General features: G+C 60.3%; 7 protein-coding genes. 2 read left to right on the top strand and 5 right to left on the bottom strand.

Annotated features, from left to right (window positions below; genetic code table 11):
• Window positions 1-2521 (top strand): hypothetical protein (locus ABX749_RS09400; RefSeq protein ID WP_372895749.1); only part of this gene is annotated, 2521 nt, incomplete at its 5' end.
• A gap of 79 nt (window positions 2522-2600) precedes the next feature.
• Here ABX749_RS09400 and ABX749_RS09395 read toward each other — a convergent pair.
• Window positions 2601-3671 carry a deoxyribonuclease I gene (locus ABX749_RS09395; protein WP_372895748.1) on the bottom strand — a complete coding sequence of 357 codons (1071 nt, stop codon included), beginning with the start codon at window positions 3669-3671 and terminating at the stop codon, window positions 2601-2603.
• A gap of 282 nt (window positions 3672-3953) precedes the next feature.
• On the opposite strand from ABX749_RS09395, the gene ABX749_RS09390 reads away from it, so the two are divergent.
• Complete coding sequence (locus ABX749_RS09390) at window positions 3954-5813, top strand: sulfatase (RefSeq protein WP_372895747.1); 1860 nt, start codon at window positions 3954-3956, stop codon at window positions 5811-5813.
• Window positions 5814-6004: 191 nt separating this feature from the next.
• On the opposite strand, the gene ABX749_RS09385 is transcribed toward ABX749_RS09390, so the two are convergent.
• The 4 genes from ABX749_RS09385 to ABX749_RS09370 form a co-directional block, all read right to left on the bottom strand.
• On the bottom strand, window positions 6005-7648 hold the full coding sequence (locus tag ABX749_RS09385; protein ID WP_372895746.1) for an arylsulfatase: 1644 nt from the start codon (window positions 7646-7648) through the stop codon (window positions 6005-6007).
• Between the two features lie 263 nt (window positions 7649-7911).
• Window positions 7912-8142: a carbon storage regulator gene (locus ABX749_RS09380; protein WP_372895745.1), complete on the bottom strand. Its 231-nt coding sequence runs from the start codon at window positions 8140-8142 to the stop codon at window positions 7912-7914.
• Window positions 8143-8340: 198 nt separating this feature from the next.
• Complete coding sequence (locus ABX749_RS09375; RefSeq protein WP_372895744.1) at window positions 8341-9834, bottom strand: AI-2E family transporter; 1494 nt, start codon at window positions 9832-9834, stop codon at window positions 8341-8343.
• A 96-nt stretch (window positions 9835-9930) separates the two neighbouring features.
• Window positions 9931-10337: DUF1571 domain-containing protein (locus ABX749_RS09370; RefSeq protein WP_372895743.1), on the bottom strand; the 407-nt coding region annotated here is incomplete at its 5' end.

The raw sequence follows: 10337 nt of genomic DNA, 5'->3' as shown, positions 1-10337 counted from the left end.
GGCCTACACCCGCCGAAAACCCCGCACGACATCCAGCCCCGCGATCACGGCGATTGATGGGACAAAGATCCGGATCACCGCCAAAACCAACCGGCCGATTGCCAGAGCCGAGTTGCAATTCAACCCGAAAGCACTCGGCGACACCGTGCGGGCCACCGCGGGGCGCACCCCGATCGCGATCGGTGACGACGGAGTCACGTTGACGTCCGATGTGACACTCCGCTGTGCCCGCGGCAAAACCGCCTCGGTGGAACTGGAAAGTTACCGAATCCGCGTCTGGGATTCCAACGAGCAGTCGAACCCCGATCCGATCATCTATCCGATCAAGGTCATCGCGGATCTGCCGCCGGAAGTCGCGATCGTGGTGCCCACGAAATCGCCGATCGAAGTCCCCGTCGGTGCACAACAGATGATCGAAGTCCACGCCATGGATGCCGACTTCGAGCTGCAACGCGTCACGCTGCGGATCGAGCGCGGCATCGACACGCTGGAAGATCCCGTCATCTGGATCAAACCCGAAGACGGAAACGGCAAGGGCAACCAGGTGATGGAATATCGCTTCCGCCCGCTGGAGCATCTGCTCCGCGCCGGCGACGTGGTCCGCATCTCGGCGACCGCGATCGACAATCGCAACATCCCCGGCGATCCCAACGTGCAGCCGAATCAAGCGAGCACCGACCCGATCGAAATTCGGATCGTCGAAGACGCCGAACCACTGCCCCAGGACCCGACGGGTAATGACGGCCTGTCGGCTCCCGACGATCGGCCCGCCAGCGATGTCGAACAGTCCCAGCAGGGAGAAGGGCAACAGGGTTCCGGTGGCGAAGGCGCGCAAGGAGAAGGCGGTCAAAGTCAGGGTGATCCGAGCCAGGGATCCGAAGGCCAAAATAGCGGCAGCGAAGGATCTGGCGGCGGCGAGTCGAGCGGCGAGAAGCAGGATCCGAGTGAGGGCGAGCAGGGTGGAAATTCGCCGCAATCGTCTGGCGATGCAAGCCCCGGCGACGGTGCCACCGGCCAATCGGACACCGAAGGCCAGCCCCCATCCGAAGGCCAGCCCGGTACCGAAGGCCAGCCCCCATCCGAAGGACAGCCCGGTACCGAAGGACAGCCTCCAAGCGAAGGACAGCCGGGCAATAGCGATCCGTCGAACCCCGGCGGGCAATCGCCAGCGGGTGAAGCGACCGATCCAGCCAACGACGCGTCTCAAGGCACGCAAGGGACCGGCCAATCGGAGGGCTCCATGCAGGACGCCAACGATGGCGGCGGCAAGCCGAACCCGGGCGGGACAGAATCGAATGCACAGGACGGCACCGGCTCGCCGAGCGGCGACAGTGGTGCGCCCAACGGCGATCGTGAGACGCCCAGCGGCGACAGCGATGCGCCCCGTGACAATGGGGATGCATCCGGCGACAGCGCCGGAACCGAATCCCAATCGCCCTCCGGAGGCGAACCATCCCAGGCGCCGCCGGAACATGACGGCCAAGCGTTTGAGCGGATCAAGGATTACATCGAGAAACAAAAGCAAAACCAATCCCAGGGTGGCTCGTCCGCCGACCAAAACCAACCGCCGAAGAACGATGGCTCCGGCGGCGACTCCGAGTCCGCGGACGCCGCAACCGACCCGACAGACTCGCCAGCGGGTGATCAAGCCGCTGGCGATTCTGAATCTTCGAATTCCCCTGCGTCAGAACAAAAGTCACCACAAGGTCAGTCGCCCGGCGAGTCGTCAACGGGCGAAGAATCGAGCGGCAGCGGTGATGCTTCGCAAGACCCCAAGAGCGACTCCCAGGGCACTGGCGAGCAGGGCACTGGCGAACAGACGTCTGGCGAACAGACACCCGGTGAGCCGGGGACGGAGAATCAGCCATCGGGAGAGGCAGCCGAGGGCGACGGAGGCAAGTCCGAAGGGCAAGACGCCAGTGGATCTGAATCGGGGGATCCACAGCGGCAACCGGGCCAAGCGAGTGACAACGCGTCCCAGGGAGAAAGCGGGTCGCGTGAAGCAGCGGATTCGGCCGACCCGTCGGGGGCAAGCCAAAGCGGTGATCCGCCGCAGGGGCAATCGCCATCGACCCCGTCACCCGATGCGTCTTCCGGAAGCCAAGGCAGCGGCACGGGGACATCACCCGCATCCGGCGACGCGGCCGCCGAACCACCGCCCCCGCCTGATTTGGAGTACGCGAAAAAGGCGACCGATATGGTGTTGGACTACTTGGACGAGACGCGCGACCAGGTGGATGAAGACCTGTTGAAGGAATTGGACTGGACCGAGCAAGATCTGCAACGATTCCGCGAGCGTTGGGAAAAGGTTCGCAAGCTGGACCAACCGACTGAGCCGGCTGAATCGACCGACGAGTTGCAAGACGCGTTGCGGAGTCTCGGGTTGCAGCCGCGTGACGCGCCGGCATCCTCGGCTCGCGACGCCGCCGATTCGCTCCGCAACCTGCGCGATTCCGGCAACCGCCGCCAAGCGCCCCCGGCGATTCGCGACGCCTTCGACGCCTTCCGCCGGCGAAAATGAGAAAAAGGTCAGGAGCCTTTCTAGTAAACTGGGGCGCCTCGGCTTGCCTCTTCTATTTTAAATGCTCCTGACCCTTTTTTTACAGCGTGCCGCCTTCGGTGGCGGTGAACTCGGCGAACACCGGCAAGTGGCTGCTGACCGCTTCGGCCTGGCTGAGATTCAGGTTGAACAGCCGCAAGAAGTCGATCGGTCCGCCGCGGCCGACATATTCGTTGGTTCGATTGCGGTCGACCAGAATGTTGCATGTCTGATGCCGGCTAAAGATGTCGGTCGTCGTGCTGTCCACTGCGGCAACGACGTCGCCGCCCATCACGCGCGGGATCAAATACGAATCGTCGGCCTGAAACAGTCCGGCCATCACGACATCGTCTTCGCCACGACCGTCCGCCCGCACCGAGGCAAAGATACCGGGCAACAGCGCGACTTCGACCGGTGCACGTGCCAAGTTGATGCGGACGTTGACGACCGAGAACGTCCATGCCGAATCGACGGTGGGTTGGGCAGCGCGAAACCAGACGACCAATGGATCGTAGGTCATCTGGTTTTCCGGATCGGCGACGGTGTAGGTTTGCGAGCGATCGATTTGAACTCGATTGATGTTGAAGAGGATCGCCAGCTGTTCGGATCGATCGGTCGGTCCGGACGGTGCGCCGAGCGCGAAATCGAAGCTTCGCCCGCCCTCGTTGATCTCGTCCACCAAGCGCGGGATCAGGTCGCGCTCGGCTGCGGTGACCTGTTGCAACGCGATGACGTCGAACTTGCGAATCATGCGGATCAGGTTCAGCCGACAATGTTCGCTGGCCAGTTTGCTTGGTCCGAACCCACTGAGCGCCCACGATCCGATTCGCAGGTTGCGGACGTTTCGGTTGGCTTCCGCTGATCGGGCGACGAAAGGTGCCGGCGCGACCGGCCCGCCGTTTGAAAGTCCGTTTCGTTGGTTCGCCGAGACGAACAACAGATCATCGAGCGGATCGGGTTCGTCTGCCGATTCCGCCGATTTGGGCGTGATCGTTAGTTGATCCAGCCCGGCGATCTGGAAGTGCTGTGAAAAGTAGACCGCAGCCCCGACGAGGATGCAGATCGTGACCAGCATCAAGAACGGGCCCGTTCGTCGTTGTTCTTCCATTTGATGAAAAGGATACGCGCACATGGTCTGCCGCCTTGGTGAACAGCGTCGCCACTGTCACGCGTGAGGGGTCGGCAAGGAAACGAGAGACACACGAGGTGGGGGCAGACGCGCCCACCTCGGACATCGGCAGCGGCATCAGCGATGATCCAGTGGGACGCCGCAATTGTCCGGTCCGACGGTGATTTCCGACGGAAATACTGTCACGACCGCGTTTCTTTGCACGCCAAGCCGAACTGGAATACCATGCACGGTCTTCCTCCGTCATCGAACGTTCGACCTACGCAACCCACGCCCGCACCCGGCATGACTATCAACCCGATTCGGCTGGCGATCCTGATCGCCATGGCATCGTTCACCTCATTCGCCGTTGCGAAAGATCGCCCCAACATCTTGTGGCTGTTCGCCGAAGACACCTCGCCGTGGATGGGGTGCTACGGCGACCCGGTCAATCAAGGTCAGACGCCGAACATTGATTCGCTTGCCGAGCGTGGTGTGCGATTTTCGCGAGCCTACGTTCCGGCACCGGTTTGCTCGGCATGTCGATCGGCCATCATGGGTGGGATGAATCAGATTCGCTTCGGCGCGCACGAACATCGTTCCAGCCGCGGTCCGGCCAAAATCTATCTGCCCGAGAACATGAAGCTGTTGCCGCAGCTGGTGAAAGAGACCGGCTACTTCACGTTTAATTTCGGCAAAGACGATTACAATTTCGTCTGGGATCAAGCGGCGACTTATTCGCTGCAAAAGAAGAACCGCGCTGCGATCGATTGGCAGGAACTGAAAGAAAACCAACCGTTCTTTGGCCAGATCCAAACGGCCGGTGGGAAGAACAACACCGCCAAGTTCCCGGCGGAACGAAAAACGGATCCACAGTCCGTCACCGTCCCGCCGGACTACCCGCAAAACCAACTCTATCGCGAAACGGTCGCACAGCACTACGACGCGATCCGAAAAGACGACGATTTCATCGGCACCGTACTCCAGGGGCTCCAGGAATCCGGTTTGGCCGACAGCACGATCGTCGTCTACTTTGGTGACCACGGCGCAAACAATCTGGTGCGTCACAAGCAGATGCCGACCGAAGGCGGGTTGCACGTTCCGTTCATCATCGCCGGTCCTGCGCCCTACGTGCCGTCTCCCTCGGTACGCGATGATCTGGTCGATCTGCTGGACCTGTCCGCGACAACGCTCGCTTGGGCCGGCGTCGACAAGCCCGATTGGTACGAAGGCCAGGATCTGTTCGCCGAGGTCGTCGTCCCACGCAGCTTTGTGGCGGCCGCCAAAGATCGGCTCGACCATACCATCGATCGTGTCCGCACGATTCGCACCGACCGGTTTCGGTACACACGCAATTTCAAGACCGATCGGATCTTGCTGCAGCCCCAGTACCGAGACAAACGACCGTTTTTGCAAAACCTGCACGAACTCTATCAGTCCGGCGAATTGTCACCGAAGCTGACGGAAATCTATTTCGGCCAGCGCCCGGCAGAGGAGTTTTACGACGTCAAAGCCGATCCTAGCCAAGTCAACAATCTGATCGGTGATCCCAGGTATCGCGACGAGATTCAGCGACACCGCCAGTTGCTGGACGATTGGATCGCTGTCGGTGACGAGGGCGTCGAGGAGGAGCCGCTTGCCGAATTGGCCTATCAGGCCAACGGACAGAAATGGGGCGAAGGGGTCAATCCCGAATACGAAGTCGTTCGCTCCGATAGCGATGGCGACGGATTGTCCGACGACTGGGAACGCATCAACGGACGCGATGCGACCGATGGCCGGTTGCTGTTTACGTTTGATTGCGGGGGATGGCAAACCGAGGGCTGGAGCGGCAACGATGAAGCGATGGGCAACATCGCGGGCCGCTTAGGATTTTTGGATTTCCGGCTCCCGGGCGGCAAAGCGGTGATCACACGGACGGGGCTGAAGCTCGATCCGGCCAAGAATCAAGGTGACCTGCTCATCAATCTGCGTTCGTCACCGGGGACCAAGGTCACGCTCGTCGCAGGTGAAGGCGAGTCGACGGCCACGATACATGATGCAACACAAATGATTCGCTTTCCGCTGGATTGGAAGGACACCGTGCGTCAGATTGAATTGCGATTTGACGGTCCGCCCGGATCGGTCGTGGAGATCGATTCCATCGTGATGGAGACGGCAGAATGATGGGGATGGCGGAGTGATGGGGATGGCGGAGTGATGGGGATGGCGGAGTGATGGGGATGGCGGAGTGATGGAGTAGCCGTCTGATTCTGACTTTGCGTTCTGAGCGGTCAGAACATCATTCTGCCCCGTATGATTCTGCCACTTCAGATCTTACCGCCCCGCCACGTGGAACGCGCGACGCGATGATGGCTTCACTGGCTGTTCTTGCCCGTCGCTTGTTCGTACTGCTCGGCCGAGATCCATTTCAGATCGTCCCAATACCCGGTGTCGTTGGGTTGAGCCGGACCGGCGGTCGTTCGTCCGCGAAGGACGATCTGCGTGGCTTTGGCTTGCAGCGTTTCGGCGATTTCCGGGTGCTCTGTCAGCACATCCGTCGTCTCGCCGGGATCGTTTTCCAGGTCATACAGTTCGGCATCGGCGCTACCGTGGGGCAGGACGAGTTTCCAGTTGTCTTCGGTGATCGCGAACCGACCGTTGACGGAGTGATTGATCAGCGGCAATCGTTGACGGTTGCTCGCGGGATTCAGCAGCACGGTCGCAAAGCTGTGACTGTCGACGCCTTCGTCAGGTTGCAATTCGATGTCGAGAAGCTCGGCGAAGGTCGCCAGCAAATCGATTTGTCCCACCGGCCGATCCCAGCGGCGTCCGGGAGTGAGATTTCCGGCCGGCCAGCGGACAAAGAACGGGACGCGATGGCCGCCCTCGTACACCGAACGCTTGCCTTCGCGATAGCGGAAATTGCTCTGGTGACCGAATTCCTTGACGCGCTGCTTCCAAGAGTTTTCTGGACCGTTGTCGCTGGTGAACACGATCAGCGTGTCGTCGGCCAATTCGGCATCATCGAGAAACTTGAGGATGCGGCCGACGTGGTAATCGGTCTCGATCACAAACTCGCCATAGCCGCCGCAATCTCCCTGGCCGTGGAATTCAGGCAACGGGCACACCGGGTAGTGTGGCGACGTCAGCGGCAAGTACAGGAAGAACGGTTTTTCAGAACTCGAGCCCGATGTATGCGACTGCATCCAGTCGATCGCGGTGTCGGTGAACCGTGTCAAACACTGGTTGTCGATAAAGTCCGGTGCGACCTCCATGCCCTGCTTGCCGAGCGCCTGTTGCGTCGCTTCGGGAGTCGGCTGGTAGGGCGGCATGATGCGATAGTCCATGTGCCGTGCATTCGGTTTCTTGGCGGTAAAGACCGTCGGAGGCACCTTGGCATGTCGGCCTTCGAACCACGCCAGCACGCCGTAGTTGAGCGAAGCGGGAATGCCAAAGAAGTAGTCAAAGCCTTTATCCAAGGGCATGTTGCGGGTCGGTTGAGACCAATCACGGGTCTTGTGGTTCGTTCCGGGAAAGTCCATGCCGAGGTGCCACTTGCCGACCATGGCGGTCGCGTATCCGTTGTCACGCAACATTGACGCGATCGTGGTCCGTCCGTCTTTGATCAAGCATTTACCCTCGGCGCCCATCACTCCCGTCTTCAGCGTCGTCCGCCATGAATAGCGGCCGGTCAACAATCCGTAGCGTGACGGCGTGCAGACCGAATCGGAGGAGTGACCGTTGGTGAACGTGATCCCTTCGGCGGCCAATCGATCCAGATTCGGCGTTTTGAATTTGGCGTCCGGATTCAAACAACTGGCATCACCAAAGCCTTGGTCATCGGTATAGATGACAAGAATGTTGGGGCGAACCGTCTCGGCTTGAAGGGCCGGGGCACAGAGGGCATGTGTCAGCAGGGCGGTAGCGGCCAGGGCACCCCACGTCGTCGTTCGGTGTCGCAAGAGACGCGAGCATGACCGGCGGAAACTCGTCGGCGTCGATGCAAGGAGTTGAATCATCTTGAATCCCAATGTTTGGAAGGTTGACTCGGGGCGCTGGGATCGATCTCGCGCTCCGCCACCGATGGGCGGCTCTGTTGGCACATCAAGAACAGAGGGTCGCGGCCGACCAACCGCAGGGTGAGATTCCCTGGGGAAGGGGGATCGTACAGGATTCCCGCCGATAGTCTCTTCTGTTCAAACTCCCAAGTCAAATCCGAGCGGCAGCCGGGGAGCGGTCCGCTGGTTGGGGAAGTTTTCTCGATGGCGAAACGCCGGTTGATTCAAGCCGGCAGGGGGGCTTTGTCGTCCAGCACGCCGGCGTCTCGATCGGGAACGACCGCGCCGACAAACTCCTTCAGCGTCGCGCGACTCAGTTCGCTTCGTCTGACCGCGACGCCTAAGGGGGCATCGATGGCGAGACTCACTCGGCTCCGCGACGCTCGGGTGATCACGATTCTGATGTCGTCACCCAGCAGAATCTCTTCACCGATTTTTCGTGACAGAACCAACATGCTGACTCCTCCGTGTTTGCTCGCCAAAGGATACGGCGAATGGTTTGTGATCGTCCTCTCTAGTCAAGGTGGAAAACTTCAGTGAAACGTCACGCAGAAAGCAAAGTTTTTGGATTCCAATGGAAAGGGTGCCGACTGTCCGCTCCGCAATCGCCTTTGATCACGCTGTTTGGTTGATAGCACGACGAAGTGACGGCACTACGAAGCGACGGCAGGACTTTCCAATCGGCCGGCCATGATGTTCGCGATCTGACGTGTCGGTTCGAATCGCTCGAGCACGATCTTGATCGCCGCGGTGATCGGCGTGGCCAGAAACATCCCGATGATGCCCCACATCATGCCCCAGAACATCAACCCCAGCAGGATCGTGACCGGGTGCAGGTCCGACGAGTTGCCCATCAACTTCGGCTCGACCACGTTTCCGCTGAGGATTTGGATGGCCGACGTCGCCACGATCACCGAGACCATCCAGACGATGTTGCCGGACGGATCCAACAAGATCAACGGGATCGGCAACAAGCTGGCGACGATCGGTCCGATGTTGGGGATGAAGTTCAAGAGGAACGCGAGTACCCCGAACGACAACGCCATCGGGACGCCGAACATCCGCAACGTGAGACCAAACACGGCGCCGGTGCCGATGGAAATCACCGTCTTGAGCGACAGATAGCTACGGATCTGCGAGTCGATTTCACGCAACGTCGCGGTCTGGGCGTAAGACGACTTGCCGAGCAACAGAAAGAAGACGTAGATCAGTACGACGATGCTGGTCGACACCAGACTCAAGAACGCCTGCAACACGACCGAGATGCCGTCGCGCACGAAGGCGTCGACCAATTCGGTGGCTTCTTTCATCCGCCCGGATTCCACCGGAACACTCCGCGCGCGAATTTGCACGGTCGGAGTTTCCAGCAGCGGAAGGGGTTCGTCTTTGTCTACCTCGACGACTGCCGCCGACTCTACATCGGTGACGGAATCCGGCGGGACATCGGCTGAAGCCACGGCATCCGCCGGTGAGTCCACCGTCGCGGCGTTGGAATCGAGAGGCTCGCCGGGGCCAGGATCCGCCGGCGATGGAGCATCAGCGAGTGATTCAGGATCTGCTGGGGATTCAACATCCGGAGGAGATTCTGCAGCCAACGGGGGACTTGGTGGCGCGGCCGGTTCCGCAGGCTCGGTGGAGTTGGTCGTGGTGTCGCCGTTGGCGGTCGCGTCCGGCGGAGCCTGGGCGAGAAACCCGCTGTCAGCCGTGGAGGACTTGTCGTTGTCACCGTCTTCGTCGTTGGAAAACTTGTCGCCGACGAACCGCTTCAGCGAGAGCGCGTCGAAGGAGAGTTTGTCATCGACCTTGTCCACCAGTTGCCGCACACGGGTTCGGTATTCTTCTTTATTTTTCGCCAGATCGATGATCGAGAACGAGATCGTCAACCCGAACACGCCCATCAGGCCGACACCCAACAGAAATGCCAACCCGGCCGCGGCGACGCGGGAGACGTTGAACCGATACTCCAGGTACGACAGGATCGGCCCGACGCCGCTGACAATGAAACAGGCGACGACGAACGGTACCAGCACCGGTCGCAGCCAATACATCATGTAGATCCCCGCGACGCCGGCCAAGACCATCAAGCAGACCGTTTGGATCTGCTGGTCGCTCATCCGCGTCCCCGGCGGCTTGGATGCCGACATCATGGACTCCCTTGCATGGATTCAGTTGCCTACCCGGTCAGTGATTGTCGGCCCAATCGATATGAATCGCGCTCAGGGAGTTTATATAGCGCAGACCGGCTACCGGAAACGGTAGCTCGGGTTGCTCGGATCGAAATCGGACGCCGACAGCCCGACGTTCACTTTCAAATTGAAATAGTTGTACTCTTCGTCCAGCACCGGCGGGCCGCCGGGTGTCTCCGGCCACAGCCAGGCTTGGTATCGAATCGGCATCTTCGTGTTGTTGTCGAAATAGACCCGCGCCCGATGGAACCGAAAGTGCTCGCGACGTATCGGATGAATGACTTCGACCAGCGTGCAGCTGGTCTGACCGAACAGGTGGTCGTTCTCGATTTGAACGTCGCATTCGCCATGCAAGCGATCCTGCTGTGCCGTGACGACGAATTTTTCCAGCAGGTTTTCGATCCCGATCTCCTTGATCGAATACCGCTGTCCGCGCATCGCCAGCATCCCCTCGGGATCAAGCT

Origin of the sequence: Stieleria sp. (genome assembly GCF_041595215.1) — a bacterium.
GTDB classification, from domain to species: Bacteria; Planctomycetota; Planctomycetia; order Pirellulales; family Pirellulaceae; genus Stieleria; species Stieleria magnilauensis.
Note: the sequence above shows the minus strand (reverse complement) of the source record. Positions and strands in the feature narration are given on the sequence as shown.

Coding starts and splice junctions, on each gene's coding strand:
- ABX749_RS09395 (WP_372895748.1), bottom strand. CDS start 3,671: ATGTGCGCGTATCCTTTTCATCAAATGGAAGAACAACGACGAACGGGC.
- ABX749_RS09390 (WP_372895747.1), top strand. CDS start 3,954: ATGACTATCAACCCGATTCGGCTGGCGATCCTGATCGCCATGGCATCG.
- ABX749_RS09385 (WP_372895746.1), bottom strand. CDS start 7,648: ATGATTCAACTCCTTGCATCGACGCCGACGAGTTTCCGCCGGTCATGC.
- ABX749_RS09380 (WP_372895745.1), bottom strand. CDS start 8,142: ATGTTGGTTCTGTCACGAAAAATCGGTGAAGAGATTCTGCTGGGTGAC.
- ABX749_RS09375 (WP_372895744.1), bottom strand. CDS start 9,834: ATGATGTCGGCATCCAAGCCGCCGGGGACGCGGATGAGCGACCAGCAG.